At 63.5% G+C, this 25,182-nt stretch carries 21 protein-coding genes and 2 pseudogenes; 13 read left to right on the top strand and 10 right to left on the bottom strand.

Annotated elements, in window-relative coordinates; genetic code table 11:
• Positions 1-942, bottom strand: a pseudogene (locus tag WKW80_RS35045) (tetratricopeptide repeat protein); the annotation flags it as partial.
• 679 nt (positions 943-1,621) lie between these two features.
• Between WKW80_RS35045 and WKW80_RS35050 the strand changes: the two are divergent.
• Positions 1,622-3,009, top strand: a pseudogene (locus WKW80_RS35050) (IS1380 family transposase).
• A 325-nt stretch (positions 3,010-3,334) separates the two neighbouring features.
• Here the strand turns inward: WKW80_RS35050 and WKW80_RS35055 are convergent.
• The 5 genes from WKW80_RS35055 to WKW80_RS35075 all read right to left on the bottom strand — a co-directional run bounded on the left by WKW80_RS35055 (position 3,335) and on the right by WKW80_RS35075 (position 11,394).
• Positions 3,335-4,369, bottom strand: coding sequence for a hypothetical protein (locus tag WKW80_RS35055; protein ID WP_340368178.1), 1,035 nt, complete (start codon positions 4,367-4,369; stop codon positions 3,335-3,337).
• Positions 4,366-7,617, bottom strand: coding sequence for a patatin-like phospholipase family protein (locus tag WKW80_RS35060; protein WP_340368179.1), 3,252 nt, complete (start codon positions 7,615-7,617; stop codon positions 4,366-4,368). The genes WKW80_RS35055 and WKW80_RS35060 overlap by 4 nt, the downstream gene beginning before the upstream one ends.
• A gap of 1,257 nt (positions 7,618-8,874) precedes the next feature.
• Positions 8,875-9,111, bottom strand: coding sequence for a hypothetical protein (locus tag WKW80_RS35065; RefSeq protein WP_340368180.1), 237 nt, complete (start codon positions 9,109-9,111; stop codon positions 8,875-8,877).
• Between the two features lie 77 nt (positions 9,112-9,188).
• Positions 9,189-10,427, bottom strand: coding sequence for an ISL3 family transposase (locus WKW80_RS35070; RefSeq protein ID WP_340368181.1), 1,239 nt, complete (start codon positions 10,425-10,427; stop codon positions 9,189-9,191).
• Positions 10,428-10,605: 178 nt separating this feature from the next.
• Entirely contained in the window at positions 10,606-11,394 is a 789-nt protein-coding gene (locus WKW80_RS35075) for an IclR family transcriptional regulator (protein ID WP_340368182.1), read from the bottom strand.
• A 134-nt stretch (positions 11,395-11,528) separates the two neighbouring features.
• Here WKW80_RS35075 and WKW80_RS35080 point away from each other — a divergent pair, with 134 nt between their 5' ends.
• From WKW80_RS35080 to WKW80_RS35095, 4 genes are read left to right on the top strand one after another with little or no spacing between them, the layout of a single operon-like run.
• A complete protein-coding gene (locus WKW80_RS35080; RefSeq protein ID WP_340368197.1) occupies positions 11,529-12,800 on the top strand; it encodes a Rieske 2Fe-2S domain-containing protein in 1,272 nt (423 codons plus the stop codon).
• Between the two features lie 17 nt (positions 12,801-12,817).
• On the top strand, positions 12,818-13,798 hold the full coding sequence (locus WKW80_RS35085; protein WP_340368183.1) for a Bug family tripartite tricarboxylate transporter substrate binding protein: 981 nt from the start codon (positions 12,818-12,820) through the stop codon (positions 13,796-13,798).
• The gene (locus tag WKW80_RS35090; protein ID WP_422823037.1) at positions 13,795-14,577 is read left to right on the top strand and encodes an SDR family NAD(P)-dependent oxidoreductase; all 783 of its coding nucleotides are present in this window, start codon (positions 13,795-13,797) and stop codon (positions 14,575-14,577) included. The genes WKW80_RS35085 and WKW80_RS35090 overlap by 4 nt, the downstream gene beginning before the upstream one ends.
• A gap of 4 nt (positions 14,578-14,581) precedes the next feature.
• Positions 14,582-15,547: a PDR/VanB family oxidoreductase gene (locus WKW80_RS35095; RefSeq protein ID WP_340368185.1), complete on the top strand. Its 966-nt coding sequence runs from the start codon at positions 14,582-14,584 to the stop codon at positions 15,545-15,547.
• 33 nt (positions 15,548-15,580) lie between these two features.
• On the opposite strand, the gene WKW80_RS35100 is transcribed toward WKW80_RS35095, so the two are convergent.
• Complete coding sequence (locus tag WKW80_RS35100; protein WP_340368186.1) at positions 15,581-15,766, bottom strand: DUF3606 domain-containing protein; 186 nt, start codon at positions 15,764-15,766, stop codon at positions 15,581-15,583.
• A 143-nt stretch (positions 15,767-15,909) separates the two neighbouring features.
• Between WKW80_RS35100 and ligD the strand changes: the two genes are divergently transcribed.
• The 8 genes from ligD to WKW80_RS37645 all read left to right on the top strand — a co-directional run bounded on the left by ligD (position 15,910) and on the right by WKW80_RS37645 (position 23,991).
• Complete coding sequence (ligD, locus tag WKW80_RS35105) at positions 15,910-18,480, top strand: DNA ligase D (protein ID WP_340368187.1); 2,571 nt, start codon at positions 15,910-15,912, stop codon at positions 18,478-18,480.
• Between the two features lie 180 nt (positions 18,481-18,660).
• Positions 18,661-19,617 (top strand): non-homologous end joining protein Ku, encoded by a 957-nt coding sequence (ku, locus tag WKW80_RS35110; RefSeq protein ID WP_340368188.1) that lies wholly within the window; start codon positions 18,661-18,663, stop codon positions 19,615-19,617.
• On the top strand, positions 19,583-20,482 hold the full coding sequence (locus WKW80_RS35115; protein WP_340368189.1) for a tetratricopeptide repeat protein: 900 nt from the start codon (positions 19,583-19,585) through the stop codon (positions 20,480-20,482). The genes ku and WKW80_RS35115 overlap by 35 nt, the downstream gene beginning before the upstream one ends.
• A gap of 37 nt (positions 20,483-20,519) precedes the next feature.
• Positions 20,520-21,290, top strand: a complete 771-nt coding sequence (locus WKW80_RS35120) for an exodeoxyribonuclease III (protein WP_340368190.1) — start codon at positions 20,520-20,522, stop codon at positions 21,288-21,290.
• A 459-nt stretch (positions 21,291-21,749) separates the two neighbouring features.
• Positions 21,750-21,971 (top strand): hypothetical protein, encoded by a 222-nt coding sequence (locus tag WKW80_RS35130; protein WP_340368191.1) that lies wholly within the window; start codon positions 21,750-21,752, stop codon positions 21,969-21,971.
• Between the two features lie 317 nt (positions 21,972-22,288).
• The gene (locus tag WKW80_RS35135; RefSeq protein ID WP_340368192.1) at positions 22,289-22,783 is read left to right on the top strand and encodes a hypothetical protein; all 495 of its coding nucleotides are present in this window, start codon (positions 22,289-22,291) and stop codon (positions 22,781-22,783) included.
• Between the two features lie 322 nt (positions 22,784-23,105).
• Positions 23,106-23,228 (top strand): hypothetical protein, encoded by a 123-nt coding sequence (locus WKW80_RS35140; RefSeq protein WP_340368193.1) that lies wholly within the window; start codon positions 23,106-23,108, stop codon positions 23,226-23,228.
• Positions 23,229-23,409: 181 nt separating this feature from the next.
• Positions 23,410-23,991, top strand: a complete 582-nt coding sequence (locus WKW80_RS37645; protein WP_422823038.1) for an integrase core domain-containing protein — start codon at positions 23,410-23,412, stop codon at positions 23,989-23,991.
• 142 nt (positions 23,992-24,133) lie between these two features.
• Here WKW80_RS37645 and WKW80_RS35145 read toward each other — a convergent pair whose 3' ends face one another.
• The 3 genes from WKW80_RS35145 to WKW80_RS35155 all read right to left on the bottom strand — a co-directional run.
• Entirely contained in the window at positions 24,134-24,403 is a 270-nt protein-coding gene (locus WKW80_RS35145) for a GlsB/YeaQ/YmgE family stress response membrane protein (protein ID WP_340368194.1), read from the bottom strand.
• Between the two features lie 41 nt (positions 24,404-24,444).
• Positions 24,445-24,762 carry a hypothetical protein gene (locus WKW80_RS35150; RefSeq protein WP_340368195.1) on the bottom strand — a complete coding sequence of 106 codons (318 nt, stop codon included), beginning with the start codon at positions 24,760-24,762 and terminating at the stop codon, positions 24,445-24,447.
• A 203-nt stretch (positions 24,763-24,965) separates the two neighbouring features.
• The coding region (locus WKW80_RS35155) for an IS3 family transposase (protein WP_340368196.1) at positions 24,966-25,182 on the bottom strand (217 nt) is incomplete at its 5' end.

The following is a 25,182-nucleotide window of genomic DNA, read 5'->3' on the forward strand; positions in this document are numbered from 1 at the left end:
GCCGCGCTCGAACACCGACTGCAGGTCGGAGAACAGCCCCATCTTGAATTCTTCGCTGCGGAACTTCGAGCGCACGCCGTCCACGCTGGCAAGCGCCTTGCCCACGGCGGCCGAAGCAGCCGCCTTGTCGCCCCGCGCCAACTCGCCGCGCGCCACCCCGTCCCAGGCCCAGAGCTGGTAGTAGCCGGAGTCGGTGCCGACCTGGCGCGTGGTGAGCTGGCGGTACAGCGCCACGGCTTCGTCCGGCTTCTTCTCGGCCAGCAGCAGCCGTGCGCGCGTGCGGTCGAGCTGTGCTGCGAGCTGTGCATCGGTTGGTGGCGCGATCCCGTCGAGCAATTGCCGCGCACGCGCCGTGTCGCCGGATTCGATCAACGCATTGACCAGCGACGATTGCACCAGCGGCGCATAGCGCTCGGAGCTGTTGGCCAGCGCGGTTTCATAGCTGCTCACGGCGCCGGCATAGTTGCCGCGCCGTGTCTGCACGTCGCCGATCACCTTGTTGGCCGGGCCGATGACGAGCTTCGGATCCTTCGACTCGTAGCGCAACGCTTCGCGCGCGAATTCCTCGGCCTTGTCAAGCTGGCCGGAATAGCTGTAGACGATGGCCAGGTCGCGGTTGGCCATGGCCTGGAGGTCGGGGTTGTTGGTGGCCTGCGCCACGTGCAGCGCCTTGCTGGCCGCGCGCACGCTCTGGCGGAACTCGCCCTTGTCGGCCAGTGCCACCGCCTGGCTGCAGTATTGGTAGCCCGACAGCTTGACGTTGTCGTTGGCGTACAGCACGGCGCCGTCGTTGCTGAGCGCGAGGATGGTGTCGGTATCGGCGAGCCGCGCTTTTTCCTGCTTGGCCGCGATGGCTTCGGCATCGGGGACACGCGGCGCTGCTGTGCGCTGCGCCTGGGCGATTGCCGACGTCGTCGTTACTAAAACTATTGTGGCCAGCACAAATGCGGACTTGCACGCAGCCGCTAAACCTGCAGATGCTCGGCAGCAACCTGAGATGACACTAAGGTCGATCATGTGCTTGACTTCCGTTGGGGTGGCACATGGCGAGAGGTTTCTAATCTCACGAAGGTTGCCGCCTTCCGATCTGACTCCCTTTCTGGCCGGTCCATCGTCCCCCGTTCTTTTCATTGGCACATCCTTCGCATGAGGTAGAGCCAATTCGTACCTGACCGACTAATTTTGGGCGGTCGCTGGAGGGATTCAGGGTGGCGTCACAGTGTCCAGCTGATTCTTTACTTGCCAGTCGATGGGCAATTCATCGCCATCTGATCGGCAAAGATCGGCATTGCCGCTGACGGAATAAGACGCCAAGAAGACACCGAGGTCGCAAAGGTTGCGACATCGTTTTCTTTGCGTCCGTTCGCCCTTCGACGTTCTTCCGTGGTTCGCGTTTCTGTACATGGCGCATCAACTGGTAGATCAAGACAGTCGCGATCTTGGGACGCATCGGCTATTTGCCGGTTGAGGTCTTTTCCATTCACGCAAATGCGAGTTGCAATGCAATTAACCTGAATCCGTGAGCTCAAGAGTGAAAGTGGTTCACCCTGCGGGTGAGGCCGATGCGATGTGATTTCGGTAAACGCGAGACGAGTGCGAGGCGTCGATGACGCTGTTTCAAATGCGTCTGATTCTTCGAAATGCGCCCCTTCATCGTCAAGCAACTCGACTACGACCTCACCCGGTGGCCGGCCTGGCGTTGGTCGCACATCATCTGAACCGACTCGCCTCGGTGTTCAAGCGCATCGACAGCGCCTTGCCCGTGAAGAATGGCGTTGCCAACAGCGACATCCTGCGCAGCTACCTGGGTCTGTTGGTCCAGGGCAAGAGCGACTTCGACGCGATCGAGAACTTCCGCGGCGATGCCTTCTTCAAGCAGGCGCTGGGTATCAAGCTGCTGCCCTCCAGCCCGACGCCGCGCCAGCGCCTGGATGCACGCGCGGGCGACCTGTTTGACTTCCTGCCCCCGTTGATCGAGACGCTGCTGTCCGGCGTGCGGCTCGACTATGGCGTCTTGCCGTGCGGCTGGCTCTCGCTGGATGTCGATACGTTCATGATGGACAACGGCGACACCGCCAAGGACGGCGTGGGGCGCACCTACAGCGGGGTCGATGGCTACTGTCCGCTGGCCGCGTATCTGGGCTCGCACGGGTTCTGCCTGGAGTTGGCGCTGCGCCCGGGCGTGCAGCACTCGGCGTCGGAGACGCAATTCAACTTTGAGCGTGTGCTCCCGATGGCGCAACGCCTGAGCGCGGCGGGGCCGAAGGCACCGATCCTGGCGCGGCTGGACTCTGGCTTCGACTCCGCGGCGCTGATGCGTGAGATCGATTCGTACAACCGGGCCGGCGTGCCGGGGATGCCAGCGGTGGACTGGCTGATCAAGTGGAACACGCACGACCGATGTGGCAGCGCTGGCCGAGCGGCTTGAGGCCGACGCCACCACGCTCTGGGAACATCCGCGGGATGGCAAGCGCGTGACGCTGTGGGAACAGGCGCTGCACATCGAGGGCATCGAGCGGCCGCTGCGCCGGGTGCTGCGTCTGACTGAGCGCACCATCGATGAAGGGCCAGTTGCTGATCGAGCCCAAGCTCACGCTGGACGGCTGGACCACCAGCCTGGGCGCCAAACAGTTCGATGCGAAGGCCATCATCGCGCTGTATGCCGACCACGGCACGCACGAGCAGTTCCATTCCGAGTTCAAGACCGACCTTGACCTGGAGCGACTGCCCTCGGGCAAGTTCGATACAAACTATCTGGTGTGCGAACTCGCGGCGTTGGCCATGAGCATCCTGCGCCTGATGGGACAGGCCGGGCTGCTGGGGCCCGATGCACCGGTGCGCCATGCGGCCAAGCGCAGGCGCCTCAAGACCGTGATGCAGGAACTCATCTACCGCGCCGGTCGCCTCATCGAGCATGGCCGGCGCCTCATCCTCGGGCTCGGTGCCAACGATCGCGCGGCCAAGGCCTTCCAGCGGCTGCACGCAGAACTCTTTGCTGCGTGCGGATGAGTGCAGCCGGCAGATCACCGGGCTCACGACACCGGGCTCACAAATTCACGGACCCAAAGAATCGCATTCCAGCGACGTTGCGGCGTGGGCCCGCGCACGTACAACCAACCCAAATCGTTCCCCCACTCGTGATGCCGGCGTCTTCTTCCCGTTGATTTCGGCACTGCCATGACGCGGGCTTCGAATTGCGCGTCTACGTCCGTCACAGAGTAGCCCCAATTGCCCCCGAGAGCATTTCGGCTCACGGATTCAGGATGTATGGACATGGATGCTCTCCAAGCCGTTCACGGGCGACGCTCGATCCGGCGCAAACCGCACCGGCACCTCAGTTTGTGCCGAGCAACCCGATATTTTTTTGAAGCCAACTCAACGCTCCCAATTTATCGTTGCGTTCAGTGGTGCATAGCGCAAGGTGAGCGCGAAGCGAAGGCGGCACAGGCGTGGTAGCAGTCGAAGCGGCGGCCTTGGCTGTGGCGGCGATCTCTTCAAGGCAGGCAGCTTTGGCCGGCGACGGGGCGGGCCATGGAGTTGGGGGGGCAGATTGTGGCGCATGAGCTTGGGTATCAGGCGCTCCACGAGTCTGGGAGGTTGCCGGTGCAACGTCCGGCCTAGGCGCTGGCGTATCGATCGCGGGATCGGCGGCAAGGACGGCAACTTGGTGGGTCAACACCCACAGTGCCAATGAGTCGGCGTTGTTGTTCACCCAGGCGCGCGTTGCCGCGCTTTGCAGCGCCGCGGGCTTGACGTTTTCGCAGGCGGTCCCGGCTTGGCCGATGCGATCGCCAAGGCGCGGCCAAGCGTTGACGGGAGTGGCTGGCAGTGCCCGTACGGGCTGACCCCTGTTGCCCGTTGCCGGAATACCCTGGGTGGCATCGCGAAGGGCCACTGCGTAGTCACGTGCTGCCTTCTGATTGCCGTCCAGCACGGCGACCACTTCGCCCGCGTAGCCGTCGAAGCAGCCGGAGGAGGTGGCCTCGGCCAACAGCAGTTCGTGGAGTAGCGTGATGAGGCCCGTGCTCACGACGATAGCGTGGCCGTCCAACCTTTGCTGCGTGCCAAGGAGCGGCGCAGGCGTAGGCACGACGTGCAGGCGCGTGGACTTGCGGATGGCAGCTTCGCGCGGACTCTCCGACGACGAGGCCGTGGCCCCCGCCCGCCATGCAGCGAAGGTGGCCGCCCAGCGCACGTACTGTTGGCCCGCAGCGCTCACCTGGGTGGGCAGCGGTGGCGGCTTGTCGCCGCCTTCGGCACGGGCGCCCCCGGGCTGTGCCAGCAGCAGGGCGACTGCGACTGGCAGCACGCCACGCCACGAGGTGGGAAGGCGATGCTGCCGGCACGGGGGCAAGGTGGCGCCGGTCACGATACGGCCCCCGTATTCGCGGCGGGCGATGGCGTGGGGGTCGAAGGGGGCGTCGATACGGCAGGAGGCGTGGATGCCCCTCCGCCAAGCGGCGGTAGTGTCAGCGGGCCCAGCACGGAGTCGGCTGTCACGTACCCCAGCAGCCGGTAGCTCTCGAACTGCTGCTCGTCGAAGAACTGATCGACGGTGCTCTGGTGCGGGAATCGGTTGGGGTCCGTGCCGTCCTTGCCGGGCTTGGCGCTGTCCCGGGCATAGGCGGCCAATTCGGGCGGGTCCGTCTCACGCAGGACGGGCTTGAGCACGACCAGCTGACCGTCCTCGCTGGCGGCGCTGCCGTCGCGCTCGGAGTAGAGGATGTCGGCCGTGAGGCTGCGCGGACCATCCGGCCCGTGGCCAGGCAGCACAGGCGGAAGCCTGATAGGGATGCCGAGGTCGACACGGATCTTCCGCACGGTATCGAGCAGGTCACTCCATTCGTATGCGCCGTCGCAGCTGGCGTCGACTAGCAAGACCCGGCGGCAGCGCCGACGCACCATCTCGTAGATGCCCATGTTGTCGAAGTGGCCGCCGTCGGATAGATAGATGAACCGGTCCTCGTCGCCAGTGGCGCTGGCCGCCTCTGCGAGCATGACGTCCAGGCCCAGGCCGGCCTGCTCCTTGTACCAACGGAAATTCTGCACAGGGTTGGGAGACCACCAGCCCAGGCGTACGTTGAACAGCGTCATCACGGCGGTCACCAGCGTTGAGCTGTGATAGCCCATGTTGGGCGAGGCCGCCGCGCCGGAGATGGTCATCGCGCGGCCCAGCGACATGCCGCCGGAATAGAACTCGGTGGGCCTGAAGCCAAGGTGGGCAGAGCCGCAGAAGAGCGGCGTGGCAACGAACGAGGCAGCCTTGCGCTGTTGCCAGTCAAGCCGCTTGTCCGAAGGCTTCACCAGATTGAGCGCGATGTTGACCAACGGGTATAGGCGCGGTTGTCCCTGCGGTGAGCGCAATGGCGCGCCGAGATCGGCCAGCGGCGGGTTGTCGTCGGGATCGAAGCGCGTGAACCAGTGCGGGTGGCGCACCGGCCGCCCGGAGCCGAGAAAAGCGCGCACTAGGCGGTTGCCGTACATGCCGTGCAACGAGAACTGGTTGGCGCCCATGAAGAACGCCATGCCGATGGACACGATCAGTAGCAGCCCGCAAGCCCCGACCAGCGCCAGCGCGTTCGAGCGCAGCAGCACGTGGGCATACACCTGGGCACCGGCCGAGCTTCCGAGCTCGGCCAACTCGGCGCTGACGGGGTCGGGCTCGGTCGCCTCCGTGCGCGCGATGTCACTGCCCGCGACGCCTGCCGTGGCGGCCTGCATGCGCACCTGCTCGCGCAGGTACTCCGTCTGCGCGTGCAGGTCGGTCGTGCAGACGTCGCGGCTCCAGTTCCAGCCGTGGCAGCGGTCCAGCGCGATGTGCCAGCACATCGAGAGCGTCAGCAGGATGGCCAGCAGCACCAGCGCGGCCATGACATCCAGTATCCGGTGGCGCAGCAAGCGCATGACGCGCTGGGTCTGGGTCTTGATGTCGTTGCCGTGCTTGCTCCAGTAGCCGCTGAGCGCGGTCAGCACGCCCAGGGCCCCACTGCCTACACCGAACTTGACGGCGGTGATGCCTGCGTCGGCCACGTAGCCCAGGATGAAGATCGGCGCCCACACGACCAGGCCGAAGGCGGCCACCCAACCCAGCGTGAAGATCAGCCAGGCCGCAGTGGCGCGGGCCCACCATTCGCGGTCCTCCTCGCTGCTGACGCGACCCATCAAGCCGGCATACAGCGTCATGGACAGCCAGAAGGCGCCTGTCATCGCCGGCACCGCGAAGCTCGCGTAGAGCAAGCGCTGCGTGGCCGACAGCTCTTGCGCCACGGTGCCCTGCCCAAGCTGCGACAGCACCATCGACGCGAGCAAGCCGCCCACGGCGCCCACCACCACGACGATGAACACGCCCCAGGGGCTGGCAGGCCGCATGTCGAGCTTGCGCCAGTGCTTGCGCAACAGCACGCCCAGCAGCATGCCGAGGAAGTGCGCCGCCGCGCCCCCGGCGGCGAACCACCACAGGTCCTTTTTGTGCAGCGGCTCCGTCCACGAGCCCAGCAAGGCCAAGCCCACCACGCCCAGTGTGATCGGCAGGAAGCAGGCCCACGAGAACATGCTCTTTTGCGGCACCTGGGGCTGCCTGGCCGGCCGGCGGACAGGCTCGGGCAAGTCGGACGCGATGTAGGCGATGCCCAGGATGATGAGCACCAACACGCCCCACAACGGTCCCCACCCGGCCAAGCTCTTGGGGGCCAGCATGTCCACCGCGAGGTACAGCCGCGGAAGTGCCACGAGGGCCGCCAGGAACGGCAACCACACCGTCCAGTTGAGCATGAGGTTGCGCAGGAAGATCGCAACGAGCGCGAATGCGTCGGTGCTCAGGCCGCCCCGGGGGCTCAGGTAGTTGCTGAAGGCGCGCAGCGGGGCGACAGGGTCCGTCGCACCGCCGCTGATGCGCGTGGCGCCAGCCATCCTGGATGCGCCCTCGGTGCCGGCGCTGTGACCGATGCGGTCCAGGCGCAACTTCACAGCCTCTTTGCCGGCGGTGTCGGCGGCCTTCTCCTCGGCCGCCGCGGCCGCTTTGGCCGCCGCGGCGATCTCCCGGAGTTCGGCTTCCAGCGCTGCCACCGCAGTCTTGTCGGCGTTGGCCTGCCGTGACTTCCTGGCCGCCCCGATCTTGTCGTTCAAGTCGGCCCTGGCCTTGCGCCTGGGCGCCTCGTATTCCTCTCGCTTCGCGCAGCTGCCGCTCAGGTAGGCCTGCCACAACCCGTTGACCAGCCAGCTTCCCATGTAGCCACCGCCGCTGACGGTGGAAATGTAATGGAAGTCCTGCAGCTGGCCCTTTCCGGCAAGCCACTGCAGCACGCCCAGGCTGAATGTCGCGCTGCGGATTCCGCCACCGGACAGGCACAGGGCCGAAGCGCTGTTTGCGTTGGTGAAGGTCTGCACCAGTTCGGACAGCGAGTACATGTAGCGGTCCGAATCCGGCTCGGATCCTGCCTCGGGCTTGGGAGTGAAATTGGGTTTGAGCGCCGTCCAGCGCATATCTTGCAGGACATAAACGGCCTCCCTCCGCAGCATGTCCTCCGGGTTGCAGTAGGGTGCCGTCTGCGCCTGCTGGCGCCTTATCTCGTCCGCCTGGTTTTTGGCGGCCTGCTGTTTGCCTTTCAGACTAAACATGGATGCACCCCTCGAAGCCACTGCAGGCAGAGCTTGCACATGCTGAAGCACGGAGGCATCCACAAACAGGTGGATATGGGTTGCTGAGGCCGCGAGCTAGGGTTGCACGACTTAAGCAGCCTCCCACAATCTTGCACACTCTCCTTCGCCCAAGGTCAGGAGGTCGCAAAGTTCGATGGCGGACTCGAGGCCGGCCGTCGGATGCTGCGATACACGCCGCAGGCCGCCCGGCCGCCCAGCAACTCGAGCGGGGGGTAAGTGAGCGTTTGATTTGGTGGGGTCAATGACAGCGTTGAGTCATTCGAAGGGAATCCGGGGTACCCGCGGGCAAAGTCATCGCGCAACTGGCCGTCGATGACGCGAACCCGCACCTGAAGCAGCAGATGCGCGCTGCGCGGATCCCAGCGCATCTGCTGCTTCGACATGCGCTTGTCGATCAGCTGGTTGACCGCCGACCACAAAGGCACTGGAGATGCGTCGGCCAGCTCGGTAGCGCCTTCCATACTTGGGCAACGAGTCCGAGTTGTTGCGCAGGTAGCCAATCAATTCGAGGGTGAGCTTTCGAATCCGACGCGCGGCCGGTTTGCGGCACACCGTCGATCTGCCAAGGACGTATAGCATTGCCGCAAGGCGGCGCGTAGCTTCTGGCGCTCGACCATGCCAAAGCCGCCATTTCAGTCCGCCCGCAAGCCTCGACAACCAGTCGTGGTCGGCGGATCTCAGTCGGCTGGCCGTCGGCCGGCCATGCACGACGGCGTTGAGCTTGCCCACCCTTTCTCGCAGGTGGTACTACTCTAGGATATGCCTTGCCCGGGGCAGCGTCGAGAGCTGCCACTGGCGCAGCTGGACGCCGTCGGTGAAGACCTCCATCGGCAAGTCTTGTCCGCCGAAAGCTGCCAGGACACCTCGCACTCGCGCGTGCGAAAACTACCTCGAGGCCGCAAGCCTGAACTCGACCGGTACTACTGATGAGTGGACTGCCAAAACGAAGGCCGCTCGCGAGGTTATGCTTTTCCGGCTAAGCATGAGCGCGGATCAGGCCCAAACTGCGCCAGGTTCCATACCGTAGCTCCTCGATCTCTGCGAGCACGTTCATGGCTTGCCGATAGGCCTCGCTCGCGGGTTCCAAGCCGATCCATCATCGCCGCGATCGCAGAAATCGCCTCGTCGGCAGAAAAGCCACCGTCCGTCCTCGCCAGCTCTGCGATGGCAATCATCACGTGGTCTGGTTCGTTGCTCACTGAAGGGCGAGGCGCCCTAGCCGCGTTGGATGTCCCACTCGTCGACGAACGCTCGCGCCTTTTCCGACAATGACGCGATCGCACTGGCAACGTCCTTGTGTTTCCCGGCCAAGGTAATCCGGCACTTGGGTTCCCCATTGCGTTGGAGATCCGCATGACCAGAGGAAACACCATCGAGGTTGGACCCGTCCAGCTCAACCACTACATGCCAACCGTCGTATTCGAACCGATGAACTGCAGCGTCGGGCGACATCAAAAAGCCTCCGAAAAAAGTAGGGGTACCCCCGGCCCCGCTCTCCCTAAGCCGAAAATATTGGTCCTTCAGACTTTTCAGTGGGTGAACCGGGGCGGCCAGAGGTTCAGTCCGCCGCAGTGGAAGTACACGGCGATCTTGAATCGCTCGGGGTTTCGATAGCCGCAGGCGCGTTTCTGGATCGTGGCGACCTTCGAGTTCAGTCCTTCGGCGACGGCGTTGGTGATCCGGTGCTTGAAGTACGTCAGCACGTTGGGCAAGTGCCGCGCGATCAGCTTTGCCGCCTGCACGATCGGCGGCAGTCGGCAGTGTGTCGCCCAGAAGTACCAGCGCCGCCAGAACCTCTCGGCCCAGGCTTGGCGGGTGAAGTGCCACAGCTCGCGCAGCGACTCCTTCAACGCCCACGCACGTGCCGTCTTGAGCTCGCCTCTCTTGAGGGCGTCGAAGTGCTCGCGTGACTTGTCGGGCACGTTCTCGGCGCTGTACAGCCACAGGTACTTGCTCTTGCTCAGAGTGGCGTCGCCCCCGGCGAGCAGCGCCTTGTGCTCGCGCTTTCGCACCATGTCCACCCCGTCGATGACGTGGCGCATGATGTGAAAGCGGTCGAACACGATCTTGCCCTTGGCGCCGGGAATCTTCTCCAGGCAGGCGTTGATGTACGGCGGCCACATGTCCATGCTGACAGCCTGCACCGCCTCCAGCGCCCCAGACTCGAAACCGTCGAAGTACGACTGCAGGCTCGCTTGCTTGCGATCGCGCTCGATGTACTCCACCGTCGCTTGCTCCAGGTCGCACACCAGCGTCATGTATCGATGCCCTTTGGCGATGGCCTTCTCGTCCACGCCGATGATCGCCGGCACCGCACGGCCCTTGGCCGCGCGCCCGCGACGCACTGCGCGCTCCATGATGTGCCAGGCCTCGTCCCAGGTGATGCCCAGGATCGTTGCCGCCTTCTTCACGTCGGTGGCCAGCAGCACGTCGATGGCCAGCGCCTCGAACAGGTTTGTGAAGCGTGCGCCGGGCTCGGCCCACGGCAGCTTGGCGCGCAGCACGCCGTGCTCAGGACATTGCACGCGCGGCGGTCGCGCGTGCAGAAATGTCTGGAAGTGACAGCTGTCCAGATGCCGCCAGATGCGCTCCTCGGTGTGGTCGTAGACGCTGAGCTCAGCGCCGCACTCGGGGCACGCGAAGCGAGCTCCGCTTGCGTGAGCCAGGTGAACGTCCACCCGCAGGTGCGGCACGTCCATGTCCACGCGCTCCACCGTCCATGGCGTCGTCACGCCCAGCAGTTGTCGATAAAGCTCGGTGCTGTCCATCGCGTCACCTCCGCTCGGAGACTGCATGACAGCGTATCAGCTACGCGGGCGACCCACTCAAAACCCTGAAGAACCAAAATATTAAGCCTCCGTTGCCCTGACTGTCAGCTGTCATCCTCCACTTCGACAGTCCAAAACACCGAAAGCTTCACGGCTGGCTACGTATAGATACGACGCATCATGGCCGCACCTTGCTGGGTTTCTCGTGATAGCCGAGGCTGGTTGATACGGCCGACGTCTCTCTGATCAAATACCGGCCGAATTCTTCGACTTTTGAATCGGGCAGCCGCACGGTTGGCCCAAAGATTCCCAACGAGCCGACCACTCGGCTCGCGCCATCGAAGATCGGCGCGGCAATGGCCACTGCTCCCACGATCAGTTCGTCGCGGCTCACGGCAAAGCCGCGTTTGCGGGTTTTCGCAAGTTCGGCGCGACATTTCTGCAGATCGATTTCGAGCCCTGCAGCGTAGCTATCCAACTCGATGTTGGCTTCGATCTGCGCCAGGATCGCACGTCCGCTTGCGCCTAGCACGAGGCGTTCGCGGTAGCCGACCCCGCGCCGGAAACTTAGCGCCTGCTGGCTTGGCATCTCGGCCACGCATAGGCGCATCAGCCCTTCCGGCACGAACAGCGCCACCGTTTCTCCTGTGGCCTCCCATACGCGCTGCATTGCAGGTTGCGCCACTTCAGCCAGATTGAGTCCCGCGTTCCAGGAGTGCGCAAGTTGCGCCACCGAAGGTCCCAGGCGAAAGCGCTGCGGATCGCCCGACGAGATCAGGAACTCCTTCTTCTCGAGCGTGTGTAGCAATCGGTACAGCGTGGGCCGACTCAGGTCCACGCGCTTCAGCAAGTCGGCCACCGTCAGGCCGCCATCCGCCCCCTTGAAGGCCAACAGGATGTCTAGCGCGCGGTCAACTGCTCGGACGCTCTCGGCCGACTTGTCCTGGGCAATCGATTCAATTTCCATGAGAAGACCCTATCAGATGTCGGAGATAAGTCGTGGCAACGCTTGCATTGTCCGTCAGGCGGACTATAGTCTCATCAGACGGACAAGCACAGATCCCTTTCTCTCTCTCAATCACACACGACACAGGACACGCGATGAACAAGGAAATGGCAGAGACCCTGACCCGTACCGGCCCCGGCACCCCCATGGGCAACTTGATGCGCCGCTATTGGGTGCCAATCCTCCTGTCCAGCGAGATCGCCGAGCCCGATGGCCCGCAGGTGCGCGTGCAGATCCTTGGAGAAAAGCTCCTCGCCTTCCGCGATACCCAAGGTCGGCCCGGATTGATCGACGAGTTCTGCTCCCACCGCGGCGTCTCGCTGTATTTCGGCCGCAATGAGGAGAACGGTATCCGCTGCGCCTACCACGGCCTCAAATTCTCCGTGACTGGCGAGTGCGTGGATGTGCCGTCGGCCCCGCAGGCCTGCAAGCACATGGGCATCACCGCCTACCCATGCATCGAGCGTGCAGGCATGGTCTGGGCTTACCTGGGCCCGAAGGACAAGCAACCTGCGCCGCCCGATGTGGAATGGTGCACGCTGCCGCCCAGCCATGTGTTTGTTTCAAAGCGGCTGCAGGAGTCGAACTACCTGCAAGCCATGGAAGGCGGCATCGACACCAGCCACGTGTCCTACGTGCACAAGTTCGAGGTGGATGAAGACCCGATGCACCAGGGCACCAAGGCCAACGACTACATCAAGGCCGACGGCAATGTGATCTTCGACATCGAGAAGAACGACTTCGGTCTCACACTGTACGGCCGCCGCAATGGCGAGCCAGACTCGTACTACTGGCGCGTCACGCAGTGGCTTTTCCCCTGGTTCACGCTGATCCCGCCCTTCGGCGAGCACGCCCTCGGCGGCCACGTCTGGGTGCCCATCGACGACCACAACTGCTGGGCCTGGAGCATCAACTTCCATCCCGACAAGCCGCTGTCCCAGGACGAGCGCCGTCACATGGAAGAGGGCAAGGGCATCCATGTTGAATACATTCCGGGAACCTTCCGCACCAAGGCCAACAAGGAGAACGACTATCTGATCGACCGCAGGGCTCAAAAGGAAAAGCGAGCCTACAGCGGTGTCTTCGGCTTCTCGATGCAGGACGCCTCGCTTCAAGAGAGCATGGGCCCGATTCAGAATCACGAGAAGGAAAAACTGCTGCCCACAGACCGCGCGATCGTGATGGCCCGCCGCATGCTTTACGAAGCCGCAACCGCGCTGCAGCCCGACACGGACCCGCCCGCGATCGATGCTGGCGCGCAGCGCGTGCGGGCCGCCGGCGTATTGCTGCCGCGCGACCAGCAGCCGCAGGAGTGGGCCAAGGTGCACCTCGCGGATGCCTCCGAGCACCCGGTCTATTCGATCTGAGCGCAAAGGGGATATCAATGAAGTTCCTATTCACGCGCCGGGCCGCTCTGAGCCTGATTGCCGGCGCCGCAGCGCTCCTATCGAACCAGATGGCCGCTGCCGAGGCCTGGGCACCCACCAAGGCAGTGCGCATCATCGTACCGATCGTCGGCGGTACCAACGACGTGGTGGCGCGGCTTGTGCAGCCCAAGCTGCAACAAGCACTTGGTCAGCCTGTGATCGTGGAAAACAGGGGTGGCGCCGGCGGCAACATCGGCGCCAACGAAGTGGCCAAGGCGGCACCGGACGGCCACGCGCTGCTGGTCGGCTTCAATGGCCCGATCGCGATCAATACCACGCTGTTCAGCAAGCTGCCCTATGACCCGGTGAAGGATCTCACGCCGATCACGCTGGCCGTCACTTCGCCCCAGTTCCTGGCCGTGCACCCCAGCGTTCCGGTCAACAATGTGAAGGAGTTCGTGGCGCTCGCAAAGACCAAGAAACTTGCGTACGCGTCGGTGTCCATGGGTAGCGCCTCGCATCTGACGATGGAGATGCTGAAGTCCGCTGCTGGCGTCGACATCACACACGTGCCTTACAAAGGCTCCGGTCCTGCGGTGGTTGATCTGGTAGGCGGCCAGGTCGATGCAGCATTCCTCGTGCCGGGGAATATTTCCGGCTTCGTGAAGGACGGCAAGGTCAAGGTCATCGCCTCAACCGGTGCGAAGCGCTTCCCGTCGATGCCCGACGTGCCGACCATGATCGAGCAGGGCTATCCCGACTTTGTGGCTGTTTCGTGGATCGGCTTTCTCGCGCCAGGCGGAACGCCCAAGCCCATCATCGACCGCTACAACACGGAGATCACGAAGATCCTTCGGTCGCCCGAAGTGCGCGAGCAATTGGAGAAGATGGAGTTCGAGGTGGTTGCTGGCTCGCCCGATCAGTTCGCGGGCTGGATCAAGACCGAGATTCCGCGCTGGGGCAAGGTGATCAAGGCCACTGGCGCCAAGGCGGACTGAGCGCCATGACACGACTTGCCAACAAGGTCGCGCTGATTACCGGTGGCGGCGGCGGCATAGGCGCCGCGTGCGCGCGGATCTTTGTCGCACAGGGCGCAGCAGTCATGCTGGTCGACGCCAATGCAGAGGCGCTGGAACGCACCTCGGCGGCGATTCGCGATGCGACGCCGGACGCACGCGTCGACTACACCGTGGCGGACGTGGCGGATGCAGAAGCGGCAGAGCACGCCGTGCAACGGACGCTCACTGCCTTCAGCCGGATCGACGCACTGATCAACAACGCCGCGATGCGCAACTATGCGCCGCTTGCCCTCGCGCAACCGCAGGAGTGGCACGCAATGGTCGCTGTGAACATGATCGGTACCGCGAACTACTGCAGGGCTGCGCTGCCGGCACTTCGAAGCGCGGGCGGCGGCAGCATTGTCAACGTATCGTCGTGCTACGCAGTCACCGGCCGCAAAGGCATGGGCCTCTACGATGCAACCAAGGCCGCGATGCTGGCCATGACGCGCACGCTTGCCTTCGAGGAAGCACCCTACAGCGTGCGCGCAAATGCGGTGTGCCCCGGATCGACGCTCACTGATTTTCATGTCGACAGGGCAAAAACGGCCGGGAAGAGCGTGGATGCGCTGAAGACCGAACGCAACGACACCTCACTCATCGGCCGCTGGGCGGCGCCCGAGGAAATTGCCTGGCCGATCCTGTGGCTCGCCTCGGGTGAGGCTTCGTTCATCACCGGAACCACCTTGATGGTCGACGGTGGTCTGCACGTGATGTAGCGCCATGAACGCAGACCACATGACGGTGCGCGTGGCGCGCAAGGTGCAGGAGGCGCTTGACATCTGCACTTTTGAACTGATCGAGCCTGAAGGTCGTGCGCTTCCCGTGTTCTCGGCAGGCTCGCACGTCGAGGTGCATGTGCCTGGCGGGATCACCAGGCAGTACTCGCTCTGCAATGAGCCCAGCGAAAAGCATCGCTACCTTATCGGCGTGCTGAAAGACGCTGCCTCACGTGGTGGCTCAAAGGCGATGCACGAACTGGTGAATGAAGGGGACCTGCTGCAGATCAGCGCACCGAAGAACCACTTCGCACTGGCTCACGAGGCTCGGCACAGTCTGCTGCTGGCCGGCGGCATCGGCGTGACGCCGATCCTGTGTATGGCCGAGCGGCTGGCGATGGTGGGTGAGTCCTTCGAGATGCACTATTGCGCGCGTTCGCCCGAGCGTGCTGCCTTTCGGGGGCGCATTGCCGCCTCGGGATTCGCCGACAAGGTGGCGTTTCATTTCGACGACGGCGACGCGGCGCAGAAACTCGACATCAGCGCCTTGCTCGCGCAGCCGTCGCGTGGAACACACCTCTACGTGTGCGGTCCGAAGGGCTTCATGGATGCCGGGCTGGGTGCTGCACGCAAGGCTGGTTGGCCCGAAGCGCAGTTGCATTACGAGTTTTTCAGCGCCGAAGTCGTCAAGCTTGATACCGACCGGGCCTTCGAGGTGAAACTGGCAAGTTCCGGCAGGACCATTCTCATTTCCAAAGACCAGACGGTGGTCGAAGCACTATCAGAAGCGGGCATCGAGGTCGCAACATCTTGCGGCGAAGGCATCTGCGGTACCTGCATCACACGCGTACTCGAAGGTACGCCAGATCATCGCGACATGTACCTTATGCCCGACGAGCAAGCGAGGAATGATCAGTTCACGCCATGCTGCTCGCGCTCAAAGTCGCCAGTGCTCGTACTGGACCTTTGAACGCGGACTTGACCAGGACCATGAACGTCATGATCACCTCCGCCTTTGACCCTTGAGGTGTTGCTCGACCGTGGCGGCGTGCGTCCCGACGGCCCTCACGGCGGCTTTGAGCGTGTCGGGCGACACTCTGAACTTTGACCAGTCCTGAACCTCGTAGTCCTCGTTGATGTTGATGCGCGCGCGGTCTTGTCCGCCGGGTTGGGTCTTGTCGTCTGCCATGTCTTGCGCCTGTAGTTGCTCGCACGTCATGGCGCCAGCGGACCGTCACCCTGTGAACGACGAACACGCTTGGCAGGCGAGTCCGACACGGGCATGAGCCCGTCAAGCTCGACAGCTCGAACGAATCACCCTAGATTTGTCGAATGACCGCCCGAGACACGCCCGTCGACCCCCTCGAACGGTACTGGAGCAAGCGCGACTTCGCCGTCACGTCCGAGCCACGGGGTGAACGCAAGGCTAGGAATTCGCAGGCTCTCTCCTTCGTCATCCAGAAGCATGCGGCCAGCCGGCTTCACTACGACTTTCGGCTCGAACTGGACGGGGTGCTGCTGTCGTGGGCGGTGCCGAAGGGACCGAGCTTCGACCCGGCTGACAAGCGCATGGCCATCCACGTGGAGGACCATCCACTCTCGTACGGCTCGTTCGAAGGGACGATTCCGCCGAAGCAGTACGGCGCCGGCACGGTGATCGTATGGGACAACGGGACATGGGAACCCGTCGGTGACCCCCGCGAGGGCCTCGCCAAGGGCAAGCTGCTCTTCCACCTGTACGGCCAGAAGCTCGCAGGCCTGTGGGAACTCGTCAAAATCGCCAAGGGTGGCGAAAAGCAAGAGCCATGGATCCTGTTCAAGAAGCGCGACGGGTTCGCGCGACCGAAGGCGGAGTACGACGTCGTTTCTGCCCTGCCCGACAGCGTGATTGCCAAGCCGCTGAAGAAGGCCTCTGCAGCTGACACAGCGCCTGAGTCCAGACCCAAGCCCGAGCGCAAGGTTGACGAGGCCGACCAGGGACGCCCCGGCGCCGTCAAGGCGCCCTTGCCGGCCAAGATCAGTCCGCAGCTCGCCACGCTGGCCACCGGCGTGCCAGCGACGGGCACCTGGGTCTACGAGATCAAGTTCGACGGCTACCGCCTGATGACACGGATTCAGGATGGGAAGCCAACGCTCGTGACGCGTGGCGGTAACGACTGGTCCGCGAAGATGCCGAGCCTCGTGCGCGAGCTGGAGCAGCTCGGCGTCCAATCGGCGTGGCTCGATGGCGAAATCGTTGTGCTCGATGAACATGGCCTGCCGAAGTTCAACGCCCTGCAGAATGCGTTCGATCGGAAGACGAGCACGGACCAGATCGTCTACTTCCTGTTCGACGTGCCCTACTTCGAGGGCTATGACCTGCGCGAGGCGCCTCTCAGCGCGCGGCGCCAGCTCCTGGACGAGTTCCTCAAGGAGCGGGGGACTGACCGGATTCGATTCAGCGCGGCCTTCGGGGCCGATCCTGCGTCGATCCTGAGTTCCGCATGTCGCATGGGCTTGGAAGGCGTGGTCGCCAAGCGCATCGACGCGCCCTACGCCTCGCGTCGCACCGAGACGTGGATCAAGCTCAAGTGCCAGCTGCGCCAGGAGTTCTTGATTGCCGGATACACCGATCGGACCGGCGAAGCTTCGCAGATCGGAAGTCTGCTGCTCGGCGTGCATGCGCCCAACGGCGAACTGGTGTCGGTGGGAAGCGTGGGCACCGGCTGGGATGCGAAAGAAGCTGCCGGGCTCAAGAAACGGCTGTCGAAGATCGAAACCGACAAGCCGCCGTTCGCTGCTGGCGCGTCGAAGCCGGGCCGATGGTCGAAGCGCGCCGCAGGCAGCGAGCGGTGGGTGACGCCAAGCCTCGTTGCCGAAGTGTCGTTCTCGGATTGGACGCCGGATGGACAGATCCGGCATGCGACCTATGTCGCGTTGCGGATCGACAAGCCAGCGACCGGCATCGTGCGGGAAACCGCCAAACAGGTCGGCGCCGGGCCGGTCAGGACAGCAGGAAAATCCGCTGCGGGCGGCATCAAGGTCAGCAACGCGGACCGCGTGATCGATCCGAGCTCGGGCCTGACGAAGCTCGACCTGGTGCGCTACTACGAGTCGATCGCGCAATGGATGCTGCCTCACCTCGAGGGGCGGCCTTGTTCGCTGGTGCGCGGGCCGTCGGGCATTCAAGGGCAGCTGTTCTTCCAGAAGCACGACGAGAAGATCAGCATCCCCGGCATCAAGGAGCTCGATCCAGGGTTTTGGCCGGGACATGGCGCCCTGCTGGAAGTCGGATCGGCGCAGGCGCTGGCCAGCGCCGCACAGATGAACGTGATCGAGTTTCATACGTGGAACTCGACCGCGAAGAACTTCGACAAGCCCGATCGCATGATCTTCGACCTCGATCCAGGCGAAGGCACGCCGTGGCAGCACGTGCAGGATGCCGCGGTGCTGGTGCGCACCCTCCTCTCCGAACTCGGGCTCGAGGCCTGGCTGAAGACCAGTGGCGGCAAGGGACTGCACGTGGTTGTTCCTCTGGCACCGCGGCTCGACTACGACACCGTCAAGGACTTTTCGCAGGCGGTCGTGCAACATCTCGCGCGGGCCATTCCGTCGCGCTTCGTCGTGAAGAGCGGTCCTTCGAACCGGGTGGGCAAGCTGTTCGTGGACTACTTGCGCAACGGACACGGTGCCACGACTGCGGCCGCATTCTCCGCACGGGCGCGGCCCGGCCTGGGTGTGTCGATGCCCGTGTCGTGGGACGACCTGGCCAAACTCAAGAGCGGTGCCCAATGGACCATCGCGACGGCGCGCGAGCACCTGTCGTTCCAGACCGAGGACCCTTGGAAAGGTTACTGGGCGAAAAAACAGACCTTGACGCGCGCAATGAAGACGCTCGGCTTCTCGGCTCGGAAGGCTGGCTGACCGACCGACCGACTGTGACCGACTGAGGCCGCGCCGGGCGAGTGGGACATCGGACGCGCTGCCGCCGGATCGGCGGGGCCGACGGACAGTCGGAGCGTCGTCCTCTTTCCCCGCACGTGCGTTTTGTGGCAGATTTTCCTCTCCTGCGGCGGGATCGCGCCGTGACGGCACGGGGAAATCATGGCTGCACGCTCCATTGCATCGTTGTCTCTCAGCTTCGGGCTCGTCTCGATCCCGGTGAAGCTCTACTCGGCGACCGAGTCGTCGGAGACCATCCGCTTCAACCTCCTCACCAAGGACGGCAGCCGCGTCAAGCAGCAGTACGTGTCCGAGAAGGACATGACGACGGTCGTGCCGCGCAGCGAAATGATCAAGGGCTATGAGTTCGAGAAGGATCAGTACGTCCTCTTCCAGCCGGAGGAGCTCAAGGCACTGGAAGAGGACGCGAGTCACGTGATTGACATCGTGTCGTTCATTCCCGAGAAAGAAGTCGATCCGATCTACTACGACAAGGCCTACTTCCTGGCGCCGGACAAGCGCGGCGGCAAGCCCTACAGCCTTCTGCGTGCGGCGATGCGCGAAAGCGGCCGATGTGCGCTCGCCAAATGGGCCTGGAAGGGCAAGCAATATGTCGTCCAGGTGCGCGCAGCAGAGGATGGGCTCGTTCTCCAGCAGCTGCTTTACGCCAACGAGGTCCGCTCGTTGACGGACCTCGACATCGAGATCACCGACCCGACCCCGGCGGAGCTGAAGCTGGCGTTGCAGCTGATCGACCAGATCTCGCAAGACACCTACGATCCGACCATGTTCGAGGACGAGGAAAAGAAGCGCATTCTGGCGGCCATCGACGCCAAGATCGCTGGCAAGGAGGTCGTGGCATCACCGCATGCGGGCGAAGAGCCAGGTGCGCAGGTCATCGACCTCACCGCGGCACTCATGGCCAGCCTGAAGCGATCTCCGGCTGCGGCGACGAAGGCGCCGGCGGCCGCCAAGGTGGCGAAGGCGGCCGATGCGGCCGATGCGGCCGATGCAGGCAATGTGACCGCGATGGCCAAGGAGCGCAAAGGCGTCCGGCGCGCGCCCAAGACCGAGGGCGAACCGGTTGCGGCGCCGGCTCGCGCCCGCGCGAGGAAGTGATCTGGCGGAGGTCGATCTGGAGTCGCACACCATCCGAAGCGTTCAGGAGATGCTCGGCCACTCCCGCAGCGCCATCGTTCGTCTGGTCGAGACGGGTTTCGTGAAGCCGCGGAGAGGACCGCGCCGGGCGTATCTGTTTTCTTTCCAGGACGTTGTTCTGCTCCGCACGGCCTATGAGTTGAAGGCAGCAGGCATTGCGACCGCCAAGATCATTCGCACGCTGCGGCGATTGAAGGATGACCTGCCTGCGCAGGCGCCCTTGACCGGCCTGCGGCTCACGGCGGTGGGCAACAACGTTGCGGTGCGAGACCGCGATTCGCAGTGGGAGCCCGAGTCGGGCCAATTCCTGATGGACTTCGATATTGGCCCCGAGGCAAAGGGCGCAGGGGTGACGGTTGTGCGGCATCTGGCTTCGGCACGGGAGCCGAGAGCTTCCTCCTCACATTCTGTACAGGCGGTTTCGGCCCAGGAGCTGTTTGCCCGCGCAGAGGCCATGGAGGAGATCGACGCCAACGCGGCGAGGCACGTCTACGGTCAAGCAATCGCTGCAGCGCCGGACTTCACGAATGCGTATCTCAACCTCGGGGCACTGCTTTGCGAGGGCGGCGAGTGTCAAGAGGCCGTGCGCGTCTTCGCCAAAGGCATTGAGCACCGACCGGAAGAGCCGCTGCTCTACTTCAACCGCGCTGTGGCGCTGGAAGACTTGAATCGCTTTGCAGAAGCGCTGGTCAGCTATGACATGGCGCTGCAGCTCGATCCGAATCTGGCGGATGCGCATTTCAATGCCGGGCGATTGCACGACGAACTGGGTCACCGTCAGCGAGCGATCCGGCACCTCAGCGCATTTCGGAGACTGTCTCGATAGGACGCTCCTCTCCGATCGAGTCCGCCTCGCTTCTACGATGAGGATCGCCACCTACAACATCAACGACGTGCGCAAGCGCCTGGATCCTTTGCGTGCTTGGCTCGACGTCACAGCCCCTGATGTGGTCTGTCTGCAGGAACTCAAGTGCACGGAGGCCGAATTCCCGTTCGATGCAGTGCGGGAGCTGGGATACGAGGCTTTGGTTCACGGCCAGAAAACCTGGAACGGCGTCGCCATTCTGGGCAAGGGCATCGCTCCCATTGAAATCCGCCGATGCTTGCCTGGAGAGACCGACGACCGGCAGGCACGCTATCTGGAAGCTGCAGTTCAGGGACTGGTGATTGCCTCCCTGTACATGCCAAACGGCAACCCCCAGCCTGGCCCCAAATTCGACTACAAGCTCGATTGGTTCAAGCGGTTCAACCGGCACGCCGCCTCGCTGCTCGCCTCAGGCCATCCGGTGGTGCTCGCGGGCGACTACAACGTCGTGCCGACGGACGCCGACATCTATGCCATCCGGTCTTTCAAGGACAACGCGCTCTTGCAGCCGGGGCCGCGAGCGGCATACCAGGAGCTCCTCGACGCCGGATGGGTGGACGCCCTGCGTCGCCAATTTCCGACCACGCCGGCGTACACGTTCTGGAGCTATCTGCGCAACCGGTGGCCGCGCGACGCGGGCATGCGTATCGACCACTTGCTGTTGAGCCCTGCTGTGAGCCGACGCACACTGCAGGCCGGTGTCGATCGCGCAGTGCGCGGACTGGCTGGTTCAAGCGACCATGCGCCAGCCTGGGTCGAGCTGAAATGACGCTATGTTCGGGGCATCTCACTGGGGAGTGCGTCGACATGATGGGTTGTCAAGGTGGCGTACAGGACAAGCTCTTCTACTCGTTCAACCTTGACGATCATGTTCCGCAAGATCACCTGCTGAGGGGTATCGCCCATGGAAGGCTTCGGTATCCATGCCTCCGCCATGCCTGGCGTCATTCGGCAGCCGGTCGACCAAGAGACGAGGACGCGGGTATAGCCTCGGGTGACTTCGTGTGGTCAGCGGCCGGCCATGCATCTCTGTCGCAGGAAGAACTTGATGCTTCCCCGTGATTCGCTCGACGGTCAGCGCGTAGACCGTGACGCCGTCCAGGCGCGGAAAGAGGCTCTTCGGGCGAGATGAGTCATTGCCGCGGTACTCGATTCGCTCCCGGGCCGTGAATTGCTTTGACATCTGCCAGTTGAATGGATCGGCACCGGAAAGGACGAAAATAGCACCATGACCGACCCTGGCCCGCTCTCCGAAGAAGACTCTTTGCAGCCAGTCCCAGCGACGCTCAAGGACGAGCGGTCTGACACCCGGGAAGAGACCCGCATCAGGGCCGCCGATGACGCAGCGCGGACCCGCTTCGGCGCGGCGGCCATCGTGCTCGACCGCCTGGACACGCGGCCGCTGCATCTGCGAACGGCCCGACGGCCGTGGTGGAAGTTCTGGAGCTGAGCGCCGGTGGGTTTCACGTGACAGGCTGAGTCGCCCGTTGTCGAATCACATCGGAATGTTTGGCCCATCGAACGCAGAGCTGCGCTTCGCCCATTCGCATGCTTTGCGAAACGGCCTGGGAAGGAAATCAGGCGATGGAGTCGTTCGCGCAGTCCGGTAGCAGCAGTCGGATGGCGTCGGGCTCGCCTGCGGCCACATAGACCGGCGGCGTCGTTCCGGGGATTGGCAGGCAGAAGGAAGCGAAGCCGGTGGCGGAAAAGAGCGCGCCTACTGCGTCAAGGACGGTCCTGGTGAGATGTTCGGTACCGGGGACTGGCATGCCTAATTGTGAGGCCGCCAGCAAGGAAGTGCTGCGGCAGGCGCAGGCGGCGGCGCTGGCCGTGCGCGACAAGGACTTCGTCGAGGAGCGACAGCGGCACGAAGCCCAGGAACGCCACGCGTTCGAGGAGGTCGACCGTGCGCGCCAAGCCTCGAAGCAGCTGGAAGCCGGACTGGCCAGGGAACAGCAACAGCGCATGCGCAGCGAAGAAGCAGCAGCCCAGACACTGGAAGCCGGCCGCCGGATGCTGCGCGAGACGCAGCAGGCCGCCCAGCAAGTCGAGCGCGAGCTTCGCGACCAACTCACCGTCCAGGCCAGCCTGCTCGCGCAAGCCCAGTCGGAGGGTGCGGCCCGGGCGCAGCGACTGGACGACCTTGAACGTCAGCTGGGTGAAGAAAAGAATTCCCACGAGGGGACACGCGCGCTGCTGGCCAGCGCGCTGGGCTCGCGCAAGGGCGGGATAGGACCCAAAATCAGGAAGCCCAAGGCGTAGCGACCACTTTGGCCTATTGAAATTGGGAGCAACCAGCGCTGTTAAGGGGTAAGTGTCCAACGTCCAACTGTGCGCGACGAGCATCCCGTTTAAGGTGTTGACTTTCAAACGGAAAACCTTGCGCGACCGTATCAATCCGCAAAGAAAGGACTATCACCCCACAGGGCATAGAGGGAGCGATACAGCGCTGCACCGAAATGCAAGTGAGGGTCGCTCGACGCCGGCTGCGGCGTCCAATGCGCAAATCTGACCCGTGCACAACCATTGGCCACAATAATGGCATCCCCACGATGCAGTAACGCTCCAAAAGGAGTAACAGAGCATGCCACACCGCTTCTTCTTCAGCTACGCGCGCGAGATGCTACTCAAGCTGGGCCGTGCGGGTCTCGCCGCGGACGGTCCGCAAGTACCTGCCGAAGCGACCTCCCGGTCAGCCTCGCGGTGATCAACGCTGGTCGACATTCCTGCAGAACCACGCGAAGTCGATTCTGGCGTGCGACTTCTTCGTGACCGTCACCGCGACGTTTCGACTGCTCTACGTGTTCGTCGTCATCGAGCACGGCAACCGCCGACTGATGCACGTGAACGTCACCGCGCATCCGAGCGCGGCTTGGACGCTGCAGCAGATGAGAGAAGTGATCGCGGACACCGACGGCTACGGGTATCTGCTTCATCACCGGGACAGCATCTTTGCGAAACACCTGGACGATTCGATCCGGGCGTTGGGCCTGGCAGTCTTGCGCTCCCCATTCGCAAGTCCGAAGGCGAACTCCATCTGTGAGCGGGTCATCGGAACGATTCGTCGCGAGTGCCTGGACTGGGTGATCCCTCTATCGGGGCCGCACTTGAGATCGATCCTTCACGAGTGGGTCTCGCACTACAACGGCGGACGCCCCCTCACAGCGCGTTGGGCCCGGGCGTGCCGGGCCCTCCTCTTGGCTCGGTGCGGCGATCCAAAGCCGAAGCTCGGCATCGATGGGTGCCGGGCGCGCGCGTGCGCGCAAAGCCCGTGCTGGGCGGATTGCACCACGAGTATTCGTTGGCTCAGTTGGCGGCGCCCTTGTAGCCGCTATCCGAGGTCCGACGAACCGTCTCCGAGGTCTGCCGAACGCCCAAGTCAGCTGATAGAGGCGAGATTTTGCGGAGCACAGCTGTTCGCGGCTCCCAGCAGGTGCTCGCCTACTTCGTGCGCAACCCCCATCGCGTAGCAAATCGGGATGTAAGCCTGCGGCAACCAGTTCTTCAGCTACACCCGGGGGGATCGACAGCGGCGAGCCACCCGAAAGAAAAAAGCCGGCTCGCTGCCGGCGTGTTGGCAACGCAGAAGTCCCCGGGTCGTCGCTCCAACACTCACCGCGCCGTTCCGCGCCGCACTAGGTTAACCACTGCAAGAAGGATGACAGCGCCCAGCAGCGAAGCGAGCAGACCTCTCAGACTGAAGTCATTCTGGTTGACTGTCGCAGACCCTAGAAGTGGTGCGATCACCCAGCCACCGATCATCGAGCCGATGATGCCCACCACTACGTTGAGAATCGCGCCCTGCTGGGCGTCCGTTCGCATGATCATGCTAGCGATCCAACCAATAAGTCCGCCGACGACAAGCCAAATAATGAAGTTCATGTTGTTCTACCTTGTTGATGAAGAGAAGAGAGTTGGCGTGGTTACCGGCTGCGCAGCCCGCGCAGGACCACCGCTAAAAGAAAACCAGCAGCGGCGGCAATACCGACAGCTCGCATGGGTTGGCCGACGACATATTCCGAGGTCTGGCTGGTGAGCCGGTTTGCACGGGTTTTGGCCTTTCCGATGGCCTTGCCTGCTGCGTCCACGGCATCCTTTGCATAGGCGCGCCCTGTATCTACCGCTGCCCTGGCTGTCCGCTTTGCCCCTTCAACGGTATTGGCCGCCGCCTCGGCGGTCTTCCTCGCGGTATCTACGGGATTCGCTCTCGACGAGAGTGAGGTAGTTGCGACGTTATCCATGCAGGGCTCCTTGGGTGGTGTATGCGCAACGATGCGCATGGGTATTTGCGTTTGACGGCAAATGGAAGGGTGTCAGCGGGAAACGCACCGTTGCGTAGGGCGCTGGATAGTGCGCGCTGTGCGACCCTGCGATGGGTCGGTGAATCGTGCGAAGGATTCGCTTCTCTGACCTTGCCCCTGGAATCCGTACCCCATAGCCGAGTTCATGAGTTGGCTTGCCGTGGCTGATTGGCAAGCCATTCCTGCTCGAACTGCATCGGGCTGACGTAGGCCAGCGTCGAGTGCAGTCGAGCGCGGTTGTACCAGAGTAGCCAATCGATGGCCTCGTCCTTCGCCTCGCGCCTGGTCTTGAAGCGTTGTCCGTGCAACCGCTCCACCTTCAACGACCCGAACAGCGTCTCGCTGCAGGCGTTGTCCCAG

The organism is Variovorax humicola, from assembly GCF_037889915.1.
Classification (GTDB): domain Bacteria; phylum Pseudomonadota; class Gammaproteobacteria; order Burkholderiales; family Burkholderiaceae_C; genus Variovorax; species Variovorax humicola.